This is a genomic window from Winogradskyella poriferorum, from assembly GCF_036553625.1.
Lineage (GTDB): Bacteria > Bacteroidota > Bacteroidia > Flavobacteriales > Flavobacteriaceae > Winogradskyella > Winogradskyella poriferorum.
Window position 1 is genome coordinate 1 of the sequence record NZ_JAZHOU010000004.1, and the last position, 22062, is coordinate 22062.

General features: G+C 33.0%; 22 protein-coding genes. 10 read left to right on the forward strand and 12 right to left on the reverse strand.

What is annotated here, in order from left to right; genetic code table 11:
• Positions 1 to 128, forward strand: a 128-nt coding sequence (locus tag V1468_RS12000; protein ID WP_331810675.1) for a T9SS type B sorting domain-containing protein, incomplete at its 5' end; no start/stop codon positions are given.
• A gap of 8 nt (positions 129 to 136) precedes the next feature.
• Positions 137 to 1150, forward strand: a complete 1014-nt coding sequence (locus tag V1468_RS12005; protein WP_331810475.1) for a PorP/SprF family type IX secretion system membrane protein — start codon at positions 137 to 139, stop codon at positions 1148 to 1150.
• Positions 1151 to 1195: 45 nt separating this feature from the next.
• On the opposite strand, the gene V1468_RS12010 is transcribed toward V1468_RS12005, so the two are convergent.
• Complete coding sequence (locus V1468_RS12010; RefSeq protein WP_331810476.1) at positions 1196 to 2362, reverse strand: vWA domain-containing protein; 1167 nt, start codon at positions 2360 to 2362, stop codon at positions 1196 to 1198.
• A gap of 5 nt (positions 2363 to 2367) precedes the next feature.
• On the reverse strand, positions 2368 to 3399 hold the full coding sequence (locus V1468_RS12015; protein ID WP_331810477.1) for an SIMPL domain-containing protein: 1032 nt from the start codon (positions 3397 to 3399) through the stop codon (positions 2368 to 2370).
• Positions 3400 to 3612: 213 nt separating this feature from the next.
• Between V1468_RS12015 and V1468_RS12020 the strand changes: the two genes are divergently transcribed.
• The 3 genes from V1468_RS12020 (at position 3613) to V1468_RS12030 (ending at position 7337) form a co-directional block, all read left to right on the forward strand.
• The gene (locus V1468_RS12020) at positions 3613 to 5784 is read left to right on the forward strand and encodes a histidine kinase (protein ID WP_331810478.1); all 2172 of its coding nucleotides are present in this window, start codon (positions 3613 to 3615) and stop codon (positions 5782 to 5784) included.
• Positions 5785 to 5946: 162 nt separating this feature from the next.
• Positions 5947 to 6681 (forward strand): LytR/AlgR family response regulator transcription factor, encoded by a 735-nt coding sequence (locus V1468_RS12025; protein WP_331810479.1) that lies wholly within the window; start codon positions 5947 to 5949, stop codon positions 6679 to 6681.
• Positions 6681 to 7337: a class I SAM-dependent methyltransferase gene (locus V1468_RS12030; RefSeq protein WP_331810480.1), complete on the forward strand. Its 657-nt coding sequence runs from the start codon at positions 6681 to 6683 to the stop codon at positions 7335 to 7337. Before V1468_RS12025 ends, V1468_RS12030 begins: the two co-directional genes overlap by 1 nt.
• 44 nt (positions 7338 to 7381) lie before the next feature.
• On the opposite strand, the gene folK is transcribed toward V1468_RS12030, so the two are convergent.
• Positions 7382 to 8509, reverse strand: coding sequence for a 2-amino-4-hydroxy-6-hydroxymethyldihydropteridine diphosphokinase (folK, locus tag V1468_RS12035; protein ID WP_331810481.1), 1128 nt, complete (start codon positions 8507 to 8509; stop codon positions 7382 to 7384).
• Positions 8510 to 8580: 71 nt separating this feature from the next.
• On the opposite strand from folK, the gene V1468_RS12040 reads away from it, so the two are divergent.
• The 4 genes from V1468_RS12040 to rpsU all read left to right on the forward strand — a co-directional run bounded on the left by V1468_RS12040 (position 8581) and on the right by rpsU (position 13374).
• Positions 8581 to 9285, forward strand: coding sequence for a queuosine precursor transporter (locus tag V1468_RS12040; protein ID WP_331810482.1), 705 nt, complete (start codon positions 8581 to 8583; stop codon positions 9283 to 9285).
• 96 nt (positions 9286 to 9381) lie between these two features.
• A complete protein-coding gene (locus V1468_RS12045; RefSeq protein ID WP_331810483.1) occupies positions 9382 to 12042 on the forward strand; it encodes an AsmA-like C-terminal region-containing protein in 2661 nt (886 codons plus the stop codon).
• Positions 12043 to 12156: 114 nt separating this feature from the next.
• A complete protein-coding gene (locus tag V1468_RS12050) occupies positions 12157 to 13020 on the forward strand; it encodes a sigma-70 family RNA polymerase sigma factor (RefSeq protein ID WP_278006274.1) in 864 nt (287 codons plus the stop codon).
• 159 nt (positions 13021 to 13179) lie between these two features.
• A complete protein-coding gene (gene rpsU, locus V1468_RS12055) occupies positions 13180 to 13374 on the forward strand; it encodes a 30S ribosomal protein S21 (RefSeq protein WP_076619898.1) in 195 nt (64 codons plus the stop codon).
• A 60-nt stretch (positions 13375 to 13434) separates the two neighbouring features.
• Here the strand turns inward: rpsU and V1468_RS12060 are convergent, their stop codons facing one another.
• The 3 genes from V1468_RS12060 to V1468_RS12070 all read right to left on the reverse strand — a co-directional run bounded on the left by V1468_RS12060 (position 13435) and on the right by V1468_RS12070 (position 14823).
• Complete coding sequence (locus tag V1468_RS12060) at positions 13435 to 13632, reverse strand: hypothetical protein (protein WP_331810484.1); 198 nt, start codon at positions 13630 to 13632, stop codon at positions 13435 to 13437.
• Between the two features lie 73 nt (positions 13633 to 13705).
• A complete protein-coding gene (locus V1468_RS12065; RefSeq protein ID WP_331810485.1) occupies positions 13706 to 13957 on the reverse strand; it encodes a hypothetical protein in 252 nt (83 codons plus the stop codon).
• Positions 13958 to 14028: 71 nt separating this feature from the next.
• Positions 14029 to 14823, reverse strand: coding sequence for a DUF2797 domain-containing protein (locus V1468_RS12070; RefSeq protein WP_331810486.1), 795 nt, complete (start codon positions 14821 to 14823; stop codon positions 14029 to 14031).
• A 113-nt stretch (positions 14824 to 14936) separates the two neighbouring features.
• On the opposite strand from V1468_RS12070, the gene V1468_RS12075 reads away from it, so the two are divergent.
• The gene (locus V1468_RS12075; protein WP_331810676.1) at positions 14937 to 16457 is read left to right on the forward strand and encodes a GH3 auxin-responsive promoter family protein; all 1521 of its coding nucleotides are present in this window, start codon (positions 14937 to 14939) and stop codon (positions 16455 to 16457) included.
• A gap of 263 nt (positions 16458 to 16720) precedes the next feature.
• Here the strand turns inward: V1468_RS12075 and clpX are convergent, their stop codons facing one another.
• From clpX to V1468_RS12105, 6 genes are all read right to left on the reverse strand, one after another.
• Positions 16721 to 17950: an ATP-dependent Clp protease ATP-binding subunit ClpX gene (gene clpX / locus V1468_RS12080; protein WP_331810487.1), complete on the reverse strand. Its 1230-nt coding sequence runs from the start codon at positions 17948 to 17950 to the stop codon at positions 16721 to 16723.
• A gap of 44 nt (positions 17951 to 17994) precedes the next feature.
• The gene (clpP, locus tag V1468_RS12085; RefSeq protein ID WP_331810488.1) at positions 17995 to 18669 is read right to left on the reverse strand and encodes an ATP-dependent Clp endopeptidase proteolytic subunit ClpP; all 675 of its coding nucleotides are present in this window, start codon (positions 18667 to 18669) and stop codon (positions 17995 to 17997) included.
• 87 nt (positions 18670 to 18756) lie between these two features.
• On the reverse strand, positions 18757 to 20079 hold the full coding sequence (gene tig, locus V1468_RS12090) for a trigger factor (RefSeq protein WP_331810489.1): 1323 nt from the start codon (positions 20077 to 20079) through the stop codon (positions 18757 to 18759).
• A gap of 76 nt (positions 20080 to 20155) precedes the next feature.
• Positions 20156 to 20506, reverse strand: a complete 351-nt coding sequence (locus tag V1468_RS12095; RefSeq protein ID WP_278006268.1) for a phage holin family protein — start codon at positions 20504 to 20506, stop codon at positions 20156 to 20158.
• A gap of 23 nt (positions 20507 to 20529) precedes the next feature.
• Entirely contained in the window at positions 20530 to 21294 is a 765-nt protein-coding gene (locus V1468_RS12100; protein ID WP_331810490.1) for an alpha/beta fold hydrolase, read from the reverse strand.
• Complete coding sequence (locus V1468_RS12105) at positions 21291 to 22004, reverse strand: pyridoxine 5'-phosphate synthase (RefSeq protein ID WP_331810491.1); 714 nt, start codon at positions 22002 to 22004, stop codon at positions 21291 to 21293. The genes V1468_RS12100 and V1468_RS12105 overlap by 4 nt, the downstream gene beginning before the upstream one ends.
• Positions 22005 to 22062 lie beyond the last annotated feature (58 nt).

Consider the following 22062-nt stretch of genomic DNA (forward strand, 5'->3'; position numbering starts at 1 on the left):
AGGGATGGGACGGAACGTTCAACGGTAACAATATGCCATCGAGCGACTACTGGTTTACAGTAGAATACGAAGAACCCCTTACCAACCAAATTAAAGAGTTCAAAGCCCATTTTACCTTGAAACGATAAAAGAAATTATGAAATTAAAAAAGTTTTGTTTAGTAGCATTTACAGTTTTAGCGGCAAATTTTAGTGTTGCTCAAGAAGGTGTTCCGATTTATTCAGATTATTTAACAGATAATTATTATCTAATACATCCTTCAATGGCTGGTGTTGCAAATTGTGCTAAAGTTAGATTAACTGCCAGGCAGCAATGGTTTGGAGTAGATGACGCTCCTAGTTTACAAACATTGAGTATTAATGGTAGAGTTGGGGATACACCTGTAGGAATTGGTGGGATTGTATTCAATGATTCTAATGGTTATCATTCTACGTTAGGCGGATATGCTAGTTTTGCTTATCATTTAATGTTTTCTAGAAATGAGATAGATCTTAATATGTTATCATTTGGTATAAATGCAGGCTTTTTACAGTATAAAGTAGATGCTAGTACATGGTTAGGGCCTGGTGACCAATTTGATCCATTAGCAACAAGCTCTACAGCTACAAATTTTAATATTGATGCTGGTTTTTCTTACCATTTCTTGGATTTTTATGCGCATTTTACAGCAAAGAATATATTAGAAAATGATGGTATTAACTGGAATCGCAATGGCGATCAATGGGAATTTAGAAACTTAAGAACATACTTGTTTTCTACTGGTTATACATTTAGTAAGTATGGAAGTGACTGGAGCTATGAGCCTTCTATAATGTACATGTACAGAGATGCTACAGAAGAATCTTCAATAGACATTAACGCTAAAGTTTACCGAGAAATGGATTTTGGTAAAGTTTGGGGTGGATTATCTTACAGACGTAGCTTAGATGGAGCTGAGTTTGTAGATGGCTCAGGAGTAAGTAGCCAAAAACTACAATATTTCACACCTTTTGTTGGTGTAGATTATAACAATTTTGTGTTTGCTTATACATATTCATACCAAGCAAATACAGTAAACTTTAATACAGGTGGTTTTCATCAAATAACTTTAGGTTACAACTTTAATTGTAAGCGAGAGAAGTTTGAGTGTAATTGTCCTGCAATTAACTAAAACAAAAAAGGCTCGATTTTTTAATCGAGCCTTTTTTGTTATATGCTATTCCCAAATATAGTTTTTCTTTTTTGCTTGGGTTTTTATGGCATTTACCATTGCATTTTCTAATCCATTATTTTTGTCGTCAGAGTTTTTAGCTATATATGTTTTACGCTTTATATTGAGTTCGGCAATTTCTTTTTGAAGCTTTTCGCGTTCAACTCTTTTCTTTTCAACATAAGATTTTATTTCATCTTTAGATTTTCCTTTTAAGTCTTCAGGTAATTGTTTTTCATCTAAATCTTCATAAGAAAAATCAGCTTCTTTTTCTGCATCAACTAAATCCCAAGAACTATTCATATAGAGTCTAGAACTTTTACTCACAGTTCTACTTACGGCATTAGCTTTGTTGTAACTCATAGCATTAAGATCTTGTTCTGTCTGCATTTCCATTTTTTGTCTTCCTAAGTACCCGTAAGCAACATACGTTTTGTTTAGTTTCTCATTGAGTTCTAAAATCTTATCGTCATAAGGAGATGCTATGTGAACAGTGGCTTTGTTTTGATTAATAGCCATATAATCTCCATGAGTAAGATCTGCTCCATCCTTCCAAAAACCTGAAATCCCTTGGTTATAGTCACCACAAAAAATAGTATTTACCGTAACGTTTTTTTGATGTGCGAGTTTAGAAGCTTCCTTGTAACTAACTGTACCTTGTGTATAAGGCTCATTTCCTGCGATAAAAATTAATTTTAAGTCATCTTGCTTGTCTCCCCAATTAAGTTGATCTAAAGCTGTTTTTACAACTTTACCACAGTATTCATTGCCTCCTTTTGTTGTTAAAGAGAAAAGCGATTTTGATATTTCGTCTAAATCATCACTAAAAGCAAGTACTTGTCTTAAATACCCTTCATCTGCATTAAGATTATCATTGCCATATTCATAAAGCGCAATTTTAAGATTAGGGTTTTGCTCCTCACATTTGGCATAAGAGAGTTCATTTACAATTTCCCATAATTGTGCTTTAGCTTGGTCAATTAAACCATCCATACTATTACTGGTGTCTAGTAATAATGCGACTTTAATTTCTGGTTTGTCAGTTTTTAAATTCGTTTCAATCACTGTTTGATTGATAGCGAGGTCTTGCTGATTTTGTTTTGTGTTTGCATTGCACGCTGTAAGGGATAGTATTCCCATTATTACAGCGAATGGTTTTGTTATTGCTTTCATGTTTATTAATTTTTTGTGTTTAATTCTTTTACATCTATAGTACCATTAGGCGAAATCACATAGTATTTATGATCAATTTCGGTTTTTGTAACAGTTTGTGGTTTTTGCTCTTTAGGCTTTGGTGTGTATAATAGTTTTATGTTCATTCCTATTTGAACAACAGGTTCTAATATTGATGGATTTATCACAATGTCATACTGCTCATAAGTCAGTGGTTGGTAATAATAAGACGTTTGTTTTTTGGCACTGCTAACACCTTTGTTGGTTTTTAAAGCTTCAAAAGAAACACTATTATAGGCTTGGTAACTTTGGTAGAAGTCTTTTGGAAAATAACAGTATTTATCATCTGCAATTTTGACGTCATAGCTAGCCATGTCAAAACCTAGTGTTGTATAGTATGCTTTTTTATCTGCAATGAGTTTCAATAATTGATCTTGAAGATTTTTATAAACTTCCTGAATGTTTTCAATAAAATAATCAACCTTAACTAAGTTATAAACTTCACTTTTGGCACAAGCTTCTAGGATGCCTTCAAATTGACTGGTTTTAGTAAATTGAATATGAATGTTCTGTTGCAATTCAAAACCTTTTGGTACTTCAGTGTATGTTTTACTGAATAGCTTTTTTGTAACTTCTACCTCGTACACAGGTACGAAGGAAATAACATCAATAGCAAAGTCTTTTTCGGTAATTCCGAGGGCGTTTAGTCTGGTTTTAATATTGTCTATTCGTCCTTTCATAAGCGCATTAGTAGATTCTGCAGTTTCACCAATTTGAGACAAATTGAAAATAGCTGTGTACGTTGAAGCGCTCACATTTTGTAATGCTTTTACATCTATGGTAAGCACATCACTCGGATGGAGCGTTTTGTTCATCTGATGTTGAACTGTTGGGTTGTAAATGTTGGCATTTCCTGAAGTTAAAATGTTCTGTCTAGAAATGTCTTGTGTAATTTGGTTGTAATTGCCTTTGTGCTGTGCAGTTATAGTATTAGCACATAAAAAAAGAAGCAAAAATGCCAGATTGATTTTTTTCATTTTGAATTTATATTATTGATTAATGAACAGTAAAACTCTGCTGAAAAAAGAGAAATAAAAATCCAGAATGAGTGAAGAAGGCTGGTTAATGAGTGAAGTAAAATCTTAAATGAGTTAACTCTAATATTTTTCTACTTAAAAGACTATAAAATTGAAGTGCCCATTTTTCGATACCAAATAAAGTATGTAAGTTAGTCCTGTTAATACCTTATTTTGATAAAAATTAAACACACATACAGCCTTATATTTTTCTTCCTATTTACACTTTTAAGTTTTGGGCAAAGCAATAACACCAAAACTAAAAAGGAAGAAGCCTTTTTTACAGTACGAGGTTCGGTTTATCTAAAAGACACGCGAGAGCCAATAGACAATGTAAGCATACAAGTAAATGATGGTAGATATACACGTACAGACGTTTTTGGAAAGTTTGTTGTAAAGGCAAGAGTAGGAGATGAACTTACCATAATGCACAACGATTTTGAAACCGTGCGTTACACTGTTTTAAGTGATGAGCGAATTACCATATTGGTAGAAGAACAAAGTAAAGGACGTTATAGAAGTGTTGGGTCAGATGATGTTATAAGGCAATTTAACCAAATGATAGATTCGGCTGACGCGTACTTAAAAAAAGATGCTGCAAAGAGTATAAAATTTGTTGGAGATGCGCTTAATTACGATGTGTCGTCTAGGCAAAGCGCAGAAGCACACGAGCTTTTGGGAGATGTTTATGTTTACTGGAAGCAGTATGACCTTGCTATATCTGCCTACAAAGTTAGTCTTCAGAATTTTGAAATGGCCTCGTCTAAACTGAAATTGGCAGATGCTTATACCAAGAATGAAGAGTATCAAAAAAGTGTAGATACATATAAAAGCCTCAATGAAAAGGATCTGTCTAATTACGAAAAAACGGTGTTGTACGAAGGTCTGGGTGATGCTTACTTAAAATTAAAAAACACGCAACAAGCTATAAGTTCTTATGAAAAGGGATTAGAGATTGCCAAGAAACATTTAATAGCACCAAAGGTTACCGATTTAAACTCTAAAATTGCCGAAGCCTATAATCTAAAAGGTGAAGTGGCAAAGGCAAAAGGCTACTACAATAATTCACTAAAATTAGCGCAACAAGAGAACAAGAAACGCGCTGTAGAAGAGCAGGTAAAAGTTGCAGAATTCAATAGTTTAAATCGTGATTATGACAGTGAAATTCAAATAAGAAAAGATGTGATTGAAACATTAGAAGACATAGAAAAAGACTCTGTGTTGCCTAATGAGAGTCCATTAACTATTCAGAAGCAGAATTATAAATTAGGGAATGCATACTTGCTAAATAATGATTTAGATAGTGCTATTTCTTATTTTGAAAAAAGTATTGAAGAGGCTGATAAAAAAGGGGATTTAGAAGTTAAAAAAGATGCAACAAGACGTGCATCTGAAGTGTATTATAGTCTGGGTGAGGATGAAAAAGGAAGAGAAGCTATAGATGAATTTAAAAGTGTGGTTGATGAGTTGTATGCAAAAAAAATACAAGAACTGTCTCAAGTTGCGCGCTTTAGCAGAAATCTAGCAGAGCAGCAAAACAGAATTACAACTTTAGAAAGCGACAGAGCACTATCTAAAAGCAAGTACGAGCTTACACAAGAGCGTAACAAACGTCAGCAGTTAATCATTTATTCCTTGCTAGGCGGATTGGTGTTGTTTCTAATCACAGGATTTTTAATGTACAAATACATAAAGCAACAACGATTAGCTAATAATCTTTTGGCATTAAAATCTTTGAGAAGCCAGATGAATCCACACTTTATTTTTAACGCCTTAAACTCGGTAAATAGTTTTATTGCAACTAACGATGAGCGTACAGCAAACAAATATTTATCTGATTTTTCACAGTTAATGCGTGCTGTTTTAGAGAATAGTGAAGAAGATTTTATTCCATTAAAAAAGGAAATTGAATTGCTTCAATTGTACACCAAACTCGAACATTTTAGATTTCAAGATAAGTTTGAGTATTCTATAGATGTAGACGAGAGTATAAATGTTGATGAATTTCAAATTCCACCAATGTTACTGCAGCCTTATATCGAAAATGCAGTATGGCATGGTCTGCGTTACAAAAAAGAAAAAGGACATTTAAATATTGCCATAAAACCAAAATCAAAAGACGAAATTACCATTACCATTTCAGACGACGGAATTGGTAGAGCACGCTCTAAACAAATGAAGACCGAGAATCAGAAAAAGCAGAATTCTAAAGGGATGAACAACATCAAGAAGCGTGTGGCAATTTTAAACGAAATGTACAAAGACAAGGTTGATGTAACGATTGAAGATTTTCAACAATCTGAAGATGCAGGCACCAAAGTTGTGGTGACTTTAAAGAAGGATTAATAAAGTTTGAAGCTAGACGTAAGAAGTTAGAAGTAACTTCGTGCTTCTTTCTTCTTACTTCCAACTCAGAAAAACATGAAACATCCATGATTAATCTTCAATCAATAAGTGAAATGATAATAGGATGTTCCATCTGACCATTAAAAAAATAAATATTAACAGATGAAACTAAACGCAATACTAGTAGAAGATGAAGAAACAAGCAGAGCTATTCTTCGAAATTACCTTTCCAAATACTGCCCAAATATTTCAATTGTAGGTGAAGCTTCTAATGTTGAAGAAGCATTGGTACTGATTAGAAATAACGATTTGGATGTGGTTTTTCTGGATGTAGAAATGCCTTATGGTAATGCGTTTGATTTGTTAGATAAAGTTGGTCATGTAGATTTTGAAACCATTTTTGTTACAGCTTATAATCATTATGCTATTGAAGCCTTAAATGCACATGCATCGTACTACTTAATGAAGCCAATTTCTATAGACGAACTTATTAAAGCGGTTGATTATGTCACTGAAATAAAATCGAAAGAAGAAGCGCTACAAGACCAAGTCTTGGTACCAAAAACCAATGCTGTAAATGGAAAAATAACTTTGCCACAACAGGATGGTTTTGAAGTTATAGAAACAGCAGATATTATGTATTGCAAAGCTGATGATAACTATACCGAAATCTATTTAAACAACAACAAGAAAAAGCTGGTAAGTAAGACTTTAAAATACATTGAAGAAAGTCTGAAAGATGGCAATTTCGCCAGAGTGCATAAGAGTTATTTGGTTAATGTAAATGAGGTGGTGAAGTATGTAAAAGGAAAAGGAGGTAGCGTCATTTTAAGTAACGGAAAAGAAGTTATGGTATCTGCATCTAAAAAGGCTGAATTGTTGGCTTATTTTAAATAATGACCTCTAAAAAACATAAAATACCATGGCCAACCAAAGCGGTTATGGAGCAAATCTACGAGAAGCATTTTTGGGGTGGAAACGATTCAGATTTCTACTCAGGTAAAGGCTCTCACGATCCAAAAATTATTCAGCCCTACATTGATACTGTAATCCGTTTTTTAAAATCACATAACGGTCAACTAACGGTTTGCGATTTAGGTTGTGGAGATTTTAATGTTGGCAGAGCCTTCGTTCCGTTTACAAAAACATATGTTGCCATAGATATCGTAGAAGGTTTAATTGAAAGAAACCAGCGATTATTTAAAGCAAATCATTTAACCTTTAAATGTCTGGATATAGCTAAAGATGATTTGCCAAAAGCAGACTGTGTAATCATTAGGCAAGTATTTCAGCATTTGTCTAATCTAGAGATTCAACAAATTTTAGACAAGCTAAGTGCTTATAAATATCTCATACTAACAGAGCATATTCCTGTTGGTGAATTTACACCGAATATTGATATTATCGCTAATAGCCAAAACCGACTAAGACATAACAGTGGAGTAGATGTGTTGGCCGAGCCTTTTAATTTTAAGGTTAAAAGATGCGATGTTTTGAGTGAGGTTATTTTAGATAATGAAAGTCGAATAACCACAACTTTATTTATCTTATAAATTATATAGGCTAAATCTTGAAACGAGTTTGGGAAGACAGAATATTAAGCACTAATTTCTCTTAATAGCCACATGTAGTCTTCTCTGTTTTTTACAAAATCCTTATCAGAAATATCAATAATTTTTACGTTCAACTCGGTTTGGTTTCTTAAAAAGTTGAGATAGCCAGAATTTATTTTTTCAAGATAATCGTCTTGTATTTCCTTTTCGTATTTACGACCACGCTTTTTTATGTTGGCTTGTAAACGTTCTGTATTTTGGTATAGATAAATGTATAAATCTGGTCTTGCAATATCTTTATAGACTTGGTAAAACAATTTTCTGTACAATCTAAATTCATCATCAGCTAAGGTGACTTTAGAAAATATTAGTGATTTATGAACGTCGTAATCGCTTACCATAAAATCTTTAAAGAGATCTAGCTGCGATAAATCGTCACTAATTTGCTGGTAGCGATCTGCCAAAAAAGACATTTCTAGCGTGAAAGCATAGCGCTCAGGTTCTTTGTAAAACTTTGGTAAAAACGGATTATCAGCAAAACGCTCTAAAATCAATTTAGCATTAAAATCTTGCGCTATTTTATGGGATAAGCTGGTTTTACCTGCACCAATATTACCTTCAATAGCTATAAAATTATAGTTGACAAAATCAAAACGCTTCATTGGGTTTTTAAGCCAGATTTTTATAGGTTCAATTTCAGACTCATCTTTACAATCATCTAGCAATTCATAAACTGTTTTCTGAAAAACAGGATGCCTTACGTCTTTGGCAATATTAGATAATGGTACTAAAACAAACTTACGCAGGTGTATGGCAGGATGTGGTATTAAAAGTGACTTCTCATTGATGACTTCACCTTCGTAAAACAAGATATCTAAATCAATCTCACGAGACTCATAAGTGTCAGACTTTTTGGTGGTTCTGCCTAAATCAGCTTCAATTTGCTTAAGAACTCTTAGTAGTTTTTTAGGTTTTAATTCGGTTTCAATCTTAATGCAAGCATTGTAAAAATCATCACCTTCAAAACCCAAAGCAGGTGTTTCGTAGACTTTAGAAATTTTACGGATTGTACCAACCCTTTCAAAAATAGCATCAATGGCCAGTTGTAAGTGTTCTAACTTGTTACCTTTGTTACTTCCTAATGCTATGTAAACGGATTTGCCTGCTGTCATGGAATTAGCAAAATAACTAAAACAAAAATTAATAGCTTATCTTTACTACAACAATTTATTAACCATTTTAAATGTCATTAAAAGACAAACTTTTAGCCCAACGCATCTATCTTTTACTTGGAAGTCTTTTTATAACCTCTTTGGTGGTTTCAAACCTTATTTTTCAGAAGTTTTTTTATTGGTATCCTGTAGATGTTGAAGTTTTTGGTAGCAAATTATTCGAAATTTCGGTTGGTATTTTGCCATATCCAATTACATTTTTAATTACCGATTTAATCAGTGAGATTTACGGTAAAAAACGTGCTAATGATGTTGTCGTTGCAGGTATTTTTGCATCCTTATTTTCGGTTGGTATTATTTTGGTGGCAGATAGTGTGCCTGCATTAGATAATTCGCCATTAAATAACGAGACTTTTAAGCTTGTTTTTAGTAAGACCATAATAGCTGTTGGTTCTAGTATGTTTGCCTATTTATTTGCTCAGTTTATAGATATTCGGATTTACCACTTCTGGAAAAATCTCACAAAGGGAAAGCATTTGTGGTTGCGTAATAATTGCTCTACATGGATTTCTCAGTTTGTAGATACCTTGTCTATTATAAGCTTACTGTGCTATTTTGAAGTTTTACCATGGTCTAGCTTTAAAGGGTTATTAATTAGCGGATTTTTATTTAAAGTCTTAGTGGCATTTTTAGATACACCATTTTTGTATTTGGGTGTTTACCTTTTTAGAAAACGATTTAAACTCAAGGTTAATGAAGAAATTGATCTCACCTAACTGTTATTAAATCATTAAAGTCTTCCTAAAGTTTCTTAAAAGCACAACTTTTCTTACCAACTTTGCGTATAATAAGTAAAGCTATACACTACAACCATGAAGAAATTTTTAAAGATTGTCGGAATCATTTTACTCATATTTATTGCCATTCTTATTGCAGTACCATTTGTTTTAGAGTCTAAAATAGATGCTATTGTTCAAAATTATGCCGACGAAAATTTAGATGCAGATCTAAGTTTTGATGATGTTAGTTTAAGTCTAATTTCTAGTTTTCCTCATGCAGAAGTTAGTGTAGAAAATCTTAAAATTATTAATAGAGCACCTTTTAAGGATGAAACGTTGGCAACAGCAAAAGCCTTGTCTTTTGAAATGCCACTTGGTGAATTATTTAAAGGCTCTGACGAACCCTTGGTGGTTAACGAAATTATAGCAGATGAGCTGTTGTTAACACTAAAAACCAATAAAAACGGAACCACAAATTACGATATCGTAAAGCAAGATGAAGAGGCTTCAACAGCATCTGATTCTGAAGAACAATCTTCTGGTTTTAGTTTCGATATTCAAAACTATGAACTAAATAATAGTGCTTTTACTTATATAGACGAAGAATCTAATACCAGCTTATATGCTACAGAAGTTAACCATAACGGTAAGGGTATTTTTTCTGGAGAAACCTCAGAATTAGACACCAAAACCGAAGCTAAGATTAGCATGTCTGTAGACAGTACGCAATATTTAAGTAATAACAGTGTAAAATTAGATGCTTTAATCGGAATGGATTTGGAGCAAAATAAATACACCTTTAAAGAAAATAAAGGATTCATTAATGCCTTGCCATTAGAGTTTGAAGGATTTGTGCAAATGGTTGAAGAAGGGCAACAAATTGATATTACGTTTAAGAATCCAGAATCATCATTTAAAGACTTTTTAGCAGTAATACCAGAAGCTTATGCTAAGAATATTGAAAATGTAAATACCACAGGAAACTTTACAGTTAATGGTGTTATAAAAGGGTTGGTGTCTGAAGAAACTATACCAACATTAGACATTAATATGAAGTCTGATAACGCATCATTTAAATATCCAGATTTACCAAAAAGCGTTAGGAATATTATGATTGATGCATCGGTAAAGAACACAACAGGAAATGCTGATGACACCTATGTAGATTTAGATCAGTTAGATTTTAAGATAGATGAAGATGTGTTTAAATCTGAAGCTCACATAAAAAACCTTACAGGTAATATGTTGGTGAGTGCTAACTTAGATGGAGTTTTAAATTTGGCTAATATAACCAAAGCATATCCTGTAGAATTAGAAAATCAGTTAAGCGGAATACTAAAAGGAAAACTCAATACATCTTTTGATATGGATGCTATTGAAACCAACGCATATCAGAGAATAAAGAATAATGGTAGCGTGTCTGTTACAGGTTTTGTGTTTTCTTCAGAGGATATTGTAAATCCTATTCAAATAAATAAGGCTGACCTTTCTTTTAAACCTGGTACAGTAAGTCTTAATAGTTTTGATGCACAGACAGGTAAAAGTGATTTTTCAGCAACAGGTACTATTAATAACCTTCTTGGATTTTTATTGAGTGACAAGAAGCTTCAAGGAAGGTTTAATGTAAATTCTAATACGTTTGCAATCTCAGACTTTATGGTAGAAGATGAGTCTGCATCAGAAACATCAAACAAAACAACTTCAGATTCAGAATCGCTTAAAATTCCAGACTTTTTGGATTGTACCATAACAGCAAATGCTAAAACTGTCATTTACGATAACCTGAATTTAAAGAATGTAAAAGGGCAGTTATCCATTAAAGACCAAAATGCCAATTTAAGTAATATGACTACAGATTTATTTAATGGTCAGTTAGGTATTTCTGGTAATGTAAATACAAAAGAAGCTAAGCCAAAATTTGATATGAAATTGGCAATGCAGCAATTTGATATTTCACAATCTTTTAAAGATTTAGAGATGCTTCAGGTCTTGGCACCAATAGCAAAAGTGGTGCAAGGGAAATTAAATTCTACAATTGATGTAAGTGGTCTTTTAGATGAAAACTTCTCACCAGACTTAACTACTATTTCTGGTAATGCCTTAGCAGAAATATTAACGTCTAATGTAGATGTTAGTAAAAGTCCTTTATTGTCTGGTTTAGATAGTAAGTTAGATTTTATAGACTTTAATCAGCTTCAAAAAGATATTAAAACCAAATTGAGTTTTGAAAACGGTCAGGTTAGCGTAAAACCATTCACGTTAAAATATAAAGATATACCAATTGAAGTTTCGGGTTCGCATAGTTTTTCTAATGCAATGAGCTATAGTGCTGTATTGCAAGTACCAGCTAAATATTTGGGTAGTGATGTTAACCGATTAATAGGGCAAATTAATGATGCAGAGGTTAATAAGGTGTCTATTCCTATAACAGCAAATATTGGTGGTACATTTTCTAGTCCGTCTATTTCAACAGACTTAACAAGTGGTGTGTCTAGTTTAACGAAGCAGTTAGTAGAAATTCAAAAACAGAAACTAGTCGGTAAGGGTAAAGATAAAATCAACGATCTTTTGGGTAATGTTTTAGGTGGAAATAATAGTACAAAAACCGATTCAACCACAGTGAAAACAGATAGTACTAAGAAAGATTCTAAAGATGCTATAAAAGAAGGTGTAGGTAATGTTTTGGGTGGAATTCTAAACGGGAAGAAGAAAAAAAACGACACAAAAGCACAGGATTCTGTTAAAAATGACTGATTTTTGGTGAAAAATTACCGTTTTTTGACTCGTTTCTGTTAATTATTCCTCAAAATGCTTGTTTATCTAGATTATTTGGTTATACTGTAGGTTCACAAAATTTTAGAAAACTACATGAGGCAACTTAAGATTACCAAGCAGGTAACTAACAGAGAAGACAAATCCCTAGACAAGTATTTACAAGACATAAGTAAAATTCCTTTAATTACAGCAGATGAAGAGGTAGAGTTGGCGCAGCGTATAAAAAAAGGAGATCAGGAAGCCTTAGATAAGTTAACTACGGCTAATCTAAGATTTGTGGTTTCGGTAGCAAAACAATATCAAAATCAAGGATTAAAACTTCCAGATTTAATAAATGAAGGTAATGCAGGTTTGGTGAAAGCTGCAAAACGTTTTGATGAAACCAGAGGTTTTAAATTTATTTCTTATGCAGTTTGGTGGATAAGACAAGCTATTCTTCAGGCTTTAGCAGAACAATCTCGTATTGTCCGTTTACCACTAAACAAAATCGGTACAATTAATAAAATTAACAAAACCTATTCTCATTTAGAGCAGGTTCATCAACGACCTCCAAATGCTGAAGAAATAGCCAGAGAGCTAGATATTAGTACCAGAGAGGTAAAACAATCTATGAAAAACTCTGGTCGTCATCTATCTATGGATGCGCCACTTAAGGATGGTGAAACCTTTAGTCTATATGATGTGGTAAGTGAGAGCGAATCTCCAAGACCAGATAAAGATTTAATGCAAGCATCTTTAAATACCGAAATAGAGCGTGCGTTAGATACACTTACTCAAAAAGAAAGTGATGTTATTCGTCTTAATTTTGGTATTGGTAATCAGCCACCGATGACTTTGGAGGAAATAGGAAGTATTTACGACCTTACCAGAGAGCGTGTAAGACAAATTAGAGAAAAGGGTATTAGAAGATTAAGACACGCAAGTAAGAGTAAAATCTTAAAGACTTATTTAGGGTAAGAACAAGTTTTTTAAGACTTAAAGTAGTCTTTTAAGACTTTTTAAAACACACTAAAATAAAAATCTCAATTATTGAGAAAAATAATTTTTTATTTTCAAATAGTTAGCCTATATTTGCCGACCATTTGCAAGATATAGATAATAAAAAACTAGCGATAGATGATTAAAATCGAAATTAAAGAAGGAGAGAATATAGAAAGAGCTCTTAAGCGTTATAAGCGTAAGCACAGAAATGTACAGATTATGCAAAACTTAAGAGAGTCTCGTTATTTCACTAAGCCATCTGTTAAGAGAAGAAGAGAGATTCAAAAAGCAGAATATATTCAGAGTTTAAGAGACGCAGAAAACATCTAGGTCTCTAGCTTTTTATTTTACAATATTAAAAAGAGCAACAATTTGTTGCTCTTTTTGTGTTTATTTGTTTTGCTTAGGTTTTATTACAGATTTGATAGCAAGTATTAAGTAAATACTTAAAGCTAATAATACAAAAAAGGCTTTCAATCTGTCGTAAGTAGTCATGTGTTTATAATAAAAGTTAGGGTCAATAACATTTGATACTATTACAATCATCAAAAACACTGCTAATAGAATATACGGTAGTTTTATTTTCATAGCTTTAATATCGAATTAGTCCTAAACTAAGTACTTCTATTTTTTGTGTTAAGCTACATATTTAGTCAATAGATTATCTAAAATTTTCATTTTCAGCTCTAACCTCTATAGGTTCAATTGGGTGGTCTTCATAAAAATGCTCAAAAGTTTTGTCTGTAGAGTAATTGTCTGTCAATACTTTGTATACCATAAGAACAACTAAGATTTGACCAATAACTGTAAGATAAAACACCCAATTAAACGGAAAGTTCATCGAACACATTATAGTGATAGTTATTAATAGTAGTGTAGTAATTGCAATGTAAAGGAATGGTGACTTTTTCATCTTCTTTTTATTGAAATTTAATAATAAGAATTCGAAAAAAATAATTTTTAACGCAATCCTAACAATCTGTATTATAGAATGTTTAGGTCTACAACAAGTCCTTCGTTAGCTCTAATATTAAATACAGTTTCATCTTCAAAAATGAGATATTGGCCTTTAATACCAACTAATTTTCCGGAATACGTAACCTGTTTTTTTATATTTAAGCTTTTAGGTTTTTCAGGATAGTGTTCTACTGGGAAATTAAGATGTGTCTCAGCGTTATTCTCTATAAAGTACTCTTTAACGTCATCAGGAATGTAAGTTTTTAATCGTTGTCGCCATTCTGTTAAATCCTCATCTACATTATCATTTCTTAGCATTTTTCGCCAATTAGTTTTGTCTGCTACATGGTCTTTTAAAGCGACCTCAGTAATACCAGCCAAATAACGATTTGGTACTTCAACAATTTCAATAGCTTCATGTGCACCTTGATCTATCCAACGTGTTGGGACTTGACTTTTTCTGGTAACACCAACCTTAACATTGCTAGAGTTAGCAAGGTATACGATATGTGGCTGTAGTTGTACCTTTTTTTCGTATTCTAAGTCTCTATCTTCCTTGCCTAAATGAGCGGTGCTTAGTTCTGGTCGCATTATCCAATCACCAGCAATAGGTTTATCAAAAAAACAACTCTTACAAAATCCCTGTCTGTAAATAGGTTTGTCTAGTCCACAACTTAAGCATTGATGTCCAACATGTTTAATTTCAAGAGTTTTGTTAATGAGTTGATTCATGTGAATAAAATCATTTTCAAACACCAAATAATATTGAATTGGTTCTAAAAATTCAGTCTGCATTTTAGTGAGGACACCTGTATAAATCATAAAAGAAATTTATTATTTTTAGCCATTAAGCCTTTTTGAGAATATTCTTCAAAAAGCTTTAAATTTATTTAAATGAAAAAAAATCTCGCTTGGCGAGTAAAGATAACCAATCCATGCCAATTCCTATTGTAAATTCTATTGCTTCGTGGTTTTTAAAAAAACGATTTCATCAAATAGATCTGTTTTTAAAGTATCCAAACGAAGTGCAAAACGAATTACTTTTTAGTCTTTTAAAGTTTGCCAAGGATACGGAGATAGGTAAGCAATATGATTTCTCTTCAATAAAAACTTACAAAGAGTTTAATGAGCGTTTACCTATAGTTAGTTACGAAGATGTGCAACCTTTAATAGAGCGCTCTAGACAAGGCGAGCAAAATATCTTTTGGCCCAGACCAATAAAATGGTTTGCAAAATCTAGTGGAACAACCAATTCTAAGAGTAAATTTATTCCGGTAAGTTCAGAGTCGCTAGAAGACTGCCATTATGCCGCAAGTAAAGATTTACTGTGTATGTATCTTAATAATAATGAAAATGCACTACTCTTTACTGGTAAAAGTCTTCGCTTAGGTGGAAGCAAGGAGCTTTATAAAGAAAACGGAACTGTTTTTGGAGATCTCAGTGCTATTTTGATTGATAATATGCCGTTTTGGGCTGAGTTTAGTAGTACACCAAGTAGTAAAGTGTCCTTAATGAGCGAATGGGAATCTAAGATGCAAGCTATTGTTGAGGAAACCATACAAGAAAACGTGACGAGTTTAGCAGGTGTGCCATCGTGGATGTTAGTTTTACTTAATAACGTACTAGAAAAAACAGGAAAAGATAATCTTTTTGATATTTGGCCAAACCTCGAAGTGTACTTTCATGGTGGAGTAAGCTTCAATCCATACATAGAACAGTATAGAGCAATTTTACCAAAAAAGGATTTTAAATATTACGAAATTTACAATGCTTCTGAAGGGTTCTTTGCCATACAAGATCAGAATTACTCTGGAGATCTATTACTGATGCTAGACTACGGAATATTTTATGAGTTTATACCTATGGATACCTATGGTACAAAAGATCAAAAAGTAATTCCGTTGAGTGACGTAGAATTAGGAAAAAACTATGCAGTTATTATTACCACAAATGCAGGTCTTTGGCGCTATAAAATTGGTGACACTATTAGGTTTGTTAGCTTAAAACCGCACAGAATCAAAGTATCTGGTAGAACGAAGCATCATATCAACGCTTTTGGCGAAGAACTTATAATTGAAAATGCAGAAGACGCTCTTAAAAAAGTTTGTAAAAGAACCGCTGCTGAGATTGTAGATTATACAGCAGCTCCAATTTTCATGAATGGTAAAGAAAAAGGTGCGCATGAGTGGATCATTGAATTTAAAACACCTCCCGAAAACATGTCCTATTTTGAGGAGTTGTTTGATAATGCTCTCAAGGCTCTAAACTCCGATTATGAAGCCAAGCGCTATAATAATATGACTTTAAACAAGCCAACAATTCATTGTGCCAGAACCAACTTGTTCTACGATTGGCTAAAGGTAAACGATAAGCTCGGAGGTCAGCACAAAGTACCTCGTTTATCAAATTCTAGAGATTATATTGAAGAGTTATTGCAATTAAATAGACAGGTTTGATTATAGGGTTGTCGTTCATCGTGAAATTTTTCATGTAGATTACATACAACGAGTTTTAAAATGACTTTAACCAAAATCTAGACAAAAAGATTTTCACTTTGAAGGATGATACTATATTAGCTGTAAATAAATGTGCTATTAATTATTAATTAATTACCCTCTATTTATATAACATATTGTCAGCAATATTTATTAATCGATCCTAACAATAAAAAAACCACAATTTTAAAATTGTGGTTTCTTTTATTATAAGCCTTTATATTTTAGGACACAGCCTTAAGCTTCTTTAAAGTAGATTTATTTAAGCGGTCTTCAGCGTAACTTTTAGTTACATTTAGTTTTGTTTCACCAGAGCCTGGTAAATCAAACATAGCCTCTGTTAGTATTTCTTCGCATAGCGAACGTAAACCACGTGCACCAAGTTTGTATTCTATAGCTTTTTCTACGATATAGTCTAATGCTCCGTCTGTAATAGAAAATTCAACCTCATCCATAGCAAACAACTTTTTGTATTGTTTAATGATGGCATTTTTAGGTTCTGTTAATATAGCTCTTAATGTGTTGGCATCTAACGGATCCATGTGTGTCAATACAGGTAAACGACCAATAATTTCAGGTATTAATCCAAAGTCTTTTAGGTCTTTTGGAATAATATATTGAAGGATGTTATCGTCATCTACATTATCATCTTTTATGGAGCTATAACCAATGGCTTGCATGTTAAGACGCTTAGTAATTACGCGCTCAATACCATCAAAAGCACCGCCTGCAATAAATAAAATATGCTCTGTGTTAACTTCAATAAACTTTTGGTCTGGATGTTTACGACCACCTTTTGGTGGAACATTAACAACTGTGCCTTCTAATAATTTTAGAAGTGCTTGTTGTACGCCTTCACCAGATACATCTCTAGTTATTGATGGGTTATCGCTTTTACGAGCAATCTTATCAATTTCATCTATAAAAACGATACCACGTTGTGCTTTCTCTAAATTGTAGTCTGCAGCTTGTAGTAAACGTGTTAATATACTTTCTACATCTTCACCAACATAACCTGCTTCCGTTAAAACGGTTGCGTCTACAATAGCTAAAGGAACATTAAGCATGCGTGCAACGGTTTTGGCCATCAAAGTCTTACCAGTACCAGTTTGACCAACCATAATAATGTTGCTCTTTTGTATTTCGATATCGTCGTCAGATGGTGGTTGTAATAAACGCTTGTAGTGGTTGTAAACCGCTACAGACATAACACGCTTAGTAAATTCTTGTCCAATAATATATTCGTCTAAGAATGCTTTGATTTCTTTAGGCTTTCTTAGCATTAATTCAGAGCTAAGTTCTGAGTTACCAGATTGCTTAGACTCTTCTATAACAATACCATGTGCTTGTTCTATACAACGGTCACAAATATGTGCATCTAATCCTGCAATTAATAAATTGGTTTCTGGCTTTTTCCTACCACAAAATGAACATTCTAATTCTTCTTTTGCCATAATTTAAATTCTAATTTAGGAATAATTGGTCCTAAATAATTTGTTTACTTGCGTTCTAAAACTTCATCAATCATTCCGTACTCTAAAGCTTCACTAGATTTCATCCAGTAATCTCTATCAGAGTCTTTTTCCACTTGTTCGTAAGATTTACCTGAGTGACTAGATATAATATTATAAAGTTCTTCTTTTACTTTTATTGTTTCGCGTACAGCTATTTCCATATCAGATACTTGTCCTTGTGTACCACTCATTGGTTGGTGTATCATAACACGAGAGTGTTTTAAGGCAGAGCGTTTTCCTTTTTCTCCGGCACATAATAATACTGCTGCCATTGATGCTGCAATACCAGTACATATTGTTGCTACATCTGGTTTTACAAATTGCATAGTGTCGTAAATGCCTAAACCAGCATATACAGATCCGCCTGGAGAGTTAATGTATATTTGAATATCTTTTGAAGCATCTGTACTTTGTAAAAATAATAACTGTGCCTGAATAATGTTAGCTACCTGATCGTTAACTCCTGTACCTAAAAATATAATACGATCCATCATTAAACGAGAGAAAACGTCCATGGCAATGGCATTTAGTTGACGCTCTTCGATAATGTTTGGGGTTAAATTAGTTGGGTACATACTAGAAATTATCTTTTCGTAGTAGTTACTATTAATACCTTGGTCTTTTATCGCGAACTTTTCAAATTCTTTTCCGTAATTCATTATAGTTTCAATTTATTTTTTGTTTAAAAAAAAAGCGTAAAACTTTTATAGTTCTACGCCTTAAAGATACTAATTTATTCAATAACCTTAGCTGTAGAATTCTTTAACAAAATCATCGTAAGTGATTTCTTTTGTTTTGATATTTGCTTCAGTCTTATATAGGTTTAATAGTTTTTGACTCATCAATTGCTCAGACAAACGTTTTACCTCATCTTGGTTAGACATTATACGAGCTGCGATATCTTCTAATTCTTTTTCTGAAGGATTTAATTGACCAAATTGTGCCATCTGACCTTTAATCATTTCCATGGCATAAGCTTTCAATTCTTCAAATTGAACTTGTAAGTTATGATCTGCAATTAATTTACCTTCAATAAGTTGGTAGCGCATGCTTTTTTCAGACTTCTCATACTCTTCTTTAGCCTGCTCTTCTGTCATTGGTTCTTCACCTGCAGTTTGCATCCATTTTTGAAGGAACTCTACAGGAAGATCAAACTTGGTACTTTCTAATAAGTATTCAGTGACATCGTTTAATAATTTCTGATCACCTTGTTGTGCAAATTGCTTTTCAGAATCTTCCTTAATCTTGTCTTTTAACTCAGTTACAGAAGTTACTGCTTTAGGGCCAAAAAGTTTATCGAATAATTCTTGATCTAAATCTGCAAGTTCTCTCTCGTTAATTTCAGAAACTTCGAAGTTTACTTTAATGTCTAGTCCGTGAGCATCATCGTGAGATACTTTTAAGAACGTCATTAAGTCGTGGTCATCGTTAAAAAGACCTTTGGTTTTTAATTCAATAACATCACCAACTTTAGCTCCGATAAATTTCTTAGGGTTTGTTTTTCCTTTTAATTTATCTAAAGTAATAGTTGCAACATTCTCAATACCTTCTTCTTCGTTAGTGAATTTTCCAGTAATTTCAGAATCTTTAGTTACTTCGTTTTGAGATACTAGTTTACCATATTGCTTTTGGATGTGCTCAACTTGGTTGTCAATCATCTTGTCGTCTGCAACAATGTTGTAGTGTGTTATTGCTTTCTTACCTTTTAACTTTACGTCAAATTCTGGAGCTAAACCTAATTCAAACTCAAAAGAAAAAGCATCAGCATCCCAATCTAAATCGTCTTGTGGTTTTGGTAATGGGTTACCCAGAACGTCTAACTTTTCTTCAACTAAGTACTTACCGATAGCATCTTGAAGTAATTTGTTTACTTCATCAACTAATACAGCTTTACCGTATTGTTTTTTAACCAAACTCATAGGAACATGGCCTTTTCTAAATCCAGGAATGTTAGCAGACTTACGGTAATCTGTTAAGATTTTTTCAACTTTATCGCTATAATCTTCTTTTGCGATATCTACTTTTACAACTGCATTTAATGCGTCGATGTTTTCTCTTGTAATATTCATTATGCTTAGTAACTAAAATTGGGCTGCAAAAATACAACATTTTTCACAACCCTACAATAGTTTAAACAATTGGTTTTTAGTCGTTTTTTGGCTCTTTAAAAATGGTGTGTAAGATAGATTGCAGAATGGATAATAGAATACTGAAAATTAAGGCAGTCCAAAATCCATTAACACCAAATCCATCAATTAATTTGTCTGCTAAAAGAATAATCAGAGCATTAATAACTAAAAGGAATAATCCTAAGGTTAAAATGGTAACAGGCAATGTAAAAATTATTAAAATTGGCTTTACAAAGAGGTTGAGAATAGCCAAAACCAAGGCTACAATAATGGCACCTACGTAGCCATTTACTTCAACACCTCCTAAAAGATGAGCTATGATGAAAACGGCTAGAGCATTGATTAAAAGTCTTATTAAAAGATTCATGTCATTAAGTTTTTTTAGTTTACTTAAGATAAGAAATTAATTACAGCCTCATAAAAGTCTTCTGGATTTTCTGCATGCAACCAATGACCTGCATTTTTAATTGTAACAATTTCTGAATTTGGAAAATGACGATGAATGATGGCTTCGTCTTGTTCTCCGATATATTCAGATTTATCTCCTCGCAGAAATAATGTATCTTTATCAAAAGTGGCATGTATAGGTAATGCTTCTCCCACTTCTGAAACGTTGTCTTTTAAAACTGGTAAATTAATTCTTAAGCCTAATTGTCCTTTTTCTACCCAGTGTAAGTTTTTGAGTAAAAACAATCTGGTGCCTGTATCTCTTACATAATTGCTTAATGCTTTGTCTGCAGCGCCGCGACTCTTTATTTCTGAAAAGTCTAAGCTACTTAGTCCTTCTAAAATAGCATCGTGATGTATAGGGTAATAGCGTGGAGAAATATCTGCAACTATCAGTTTACTTACGAGCTCAGGAAATAAGGCAGCAAAAAGCATGGCTGTTTTTCCTCCCATAGAGTGGCCAAGTAAAACAATATCATTGAGGCTATGCTGTTTGCAATATGCTTTTAAATCTTCAGCCATTAACTCATAGTCAAAGTCTTCTGAATGAAAACTACGACCATGATTACGTTGGTCTACCAAGTGTACTTGGTAGTTAGCTTCTGAAAACTGTTTGGCTAGAGTTTTCCAGTTATCTCCCATGCCTAAAAAACCATGAAGAATTACAAACGGTTTTCCTTGGCCTATAATGTTAGAGTGTAAAATCATTTTAGTTTGTCTAAATACATTTTTATTACATTTTTAGCGCCTAAGTACAAACTTTCAGATATAAGTGCATGACCAATAGAAACTTCTAAAAGGCCAGTGATATTTTCTTTAAAATATTTGATGTTATCAAGTGAAAGGTCATGACCAGCATTAATACCAAGTCCTAATGTATTGGCTAAGCCAGCACATTCCATGTAAGGTTTTATGCCATCTTTGTTACCTAAACTAAACTGATGAGCATAAGCTTCGGTGTAGAGTTCAATTCTGTCTGTTCCTGTTACTTTCGCACCTTCAATTTGGTGTAAGTCTGGGTCTACAAAAATTGAAGTTCTTATGTCATTATTTTTAAACTCTTTAATAACATCTATTAAAAAATCTTTGTGTTTTACGGTGTCCCAGCCTGCATTAGATGTTATAGCGTCTTCAGCATCTGGTACCAAAGTTACTTGTGTTGGTTTTACTTCTAAAACCATGTCGATAAACTTAGGTATTGGGTTACCTTCAATATTGAATTCTGTGGTGACTTCAGATTTTAAATCGTAGACATCTTGATAACGAATATGTCTTTCGTCTGGTCTTGGGTGAATTGTTATACCTTCAGCACCAAATCGTTGAACATCTTTAGCAAATTGTACTACGCTTGGTACATCTCCACCACGACTATTTCTTAGTGTCGCAATCTTGTTAATGTTAACACTTAATTTTGTCATTTTTTTAAGTTTTAAACAACAAAAATACAGAACTCATCTTGGGTTTTTGTAGTTATTT